This window comes from Rhizobacter sp. P2_H3, from assembly GCF_056403355.1.
The window spans coordinates 1-1,555 of the sequence record NZ_JBFUFQ010000467.1; the positions used below are offsets into that span (position 1 = coordinate 1).

Annotated in this window: 1 protein-coding gene; it reads right to left on the reverse strand. The window is 75.4% G+C overall.

Annotated features, from left to right (window positions below):
- Positions 1–1,555: hypothetical protein (locus AC1D1T_RS32380; RefSeq protein WP_477993451.1), on the reverse strand; the 1,555-nt coding region annotated here is incomplete at both ends.

The following is a 1,555-nucleotide window of genomic DNA, read 5'->3' on the forward strand; positions in this document are numbered from 1 at the left end:
GCAGCGGCGTCGACGGCGGCGTGTCGTCCGGCCACGGCACCAGCACCTCGCCGGTGCCGGCGCGCAGCGCACTGTCGACCTTCAGCCAGCCGCCCTGCACCAGGCCCACCAGCAGCGGCACCAGGTTGACCGGCTGGCCCTCGACCGAGAGCTTCAGCCCGAGCCGGAACCAGTCGCCGCCCGGCTCCTGCTGCAGGTCGACGGTCCAGTCGTCGGCCTCGTGCAGCTCGAACGGGAAGTCGTCGTCGACCTCGACCAGCCAGCCCTGCTCCTTCAGGCGCGGCACCTCCTGCGTCAGCAGGTGCGCCCACTGGTCGCGCTGCTGCGGCACGAAGATCATCGGCTGCCCCTCCAGCGCGACGCCGTAGCCGGCGCTGACGATGCGTCCGCTGCCGAAGCTCGACTGCCGCTGCATCGCCGCGCCCGCCGCGAGGCTCCATGGCCGCAGCCGCAGCGGGTCGGCCATCGCGCGCACCGCGGCCGCCTCGGCATCGGCATCGCGGTCGAAGCGCGTCAGCTGCGCGGTGGTGGCACCGCTGACGCGGGTCGCGTCGAGGAAGGTGGTCTCGGCCGGGGCGGCGGGCAGGTGGTAGTCGATCGGCGGCATGCCCGGCACGCGGTAGCGCAGCAGCAGCTGCACCGAGGCCTGGCGCGGCGCATGGTCGCTGACCAGCGGGCGGCTCGCGCGGGTGCCGAAGCGCTGGTGCAGCATCGCCTCGGAGGCCGCATCGACGCAGGTGCCCAGCCGCAGCACCGGCACCAGCGGCAGCGTGCCGAGGTTGCGCAGCGCGCGCGCCTGCTCGTCGGGCACCGGCAGCTGCAGCCCGCGCTGCGCGGCCAGCTCCTGCAGGCGGTCGGTGAACGACGACAGCAGCTCGGCCGGCACCGGCGGCATGCGCGTCAGCCAGTCGATCACCGGCGCCTCGGCCGGCACGCCCTGCAACGCGGCCGGCCGCAGCGTCAGCCCACCGAGGTCGATCGCCTGCGGCTCGGGCAGCATCACGATGACCACCGGCTCGTCGGCAGGGCCGCGCCACTGCGTGTGCCAGTCGCCCATCTCGTCGGCGAACCAGTGCAGCGAGACCGGCAGCGGCTCGTCGATGCGCTGCGCCACCGCGCCGGGCGGGTGCGGCAGCTCGCCGAGCAGCGGCGGCACGATCCACGCCCGCCCGCTGCGCAGGATCAGCTCGATCACCGCCAGCGCATCGCGGCCGCGCAACGGCAGCGAGCCGGTGCTGGCGTTCGGGCCGAGCAGCGGCAGCAACGCGGCCAGGATCTCCAGGTCGGCCGGCGCCAGGTAGGCGGGCCGGTTGCGCAGCATGTCGATCACGCTCGGCGAGTGCGGCCGGTGCGAGCCGAGCTCGCCGGTGCGCCGCAGGCTGCCGAGGTGCAGCGTCAGCACCAGCGTGCCGGCGCGCGCGTTCAGCACATACATCAGCGTGCGCTGCGGTGCCGTGGCGGCGCCGGGCGGCGGCAGCGGCCGGCCGGCGATGTCGGCCAGCTCGGCCAGCCAGAGGCGCACCGGACGCGGCCACTCGTCGGCGCTGGGCACCGG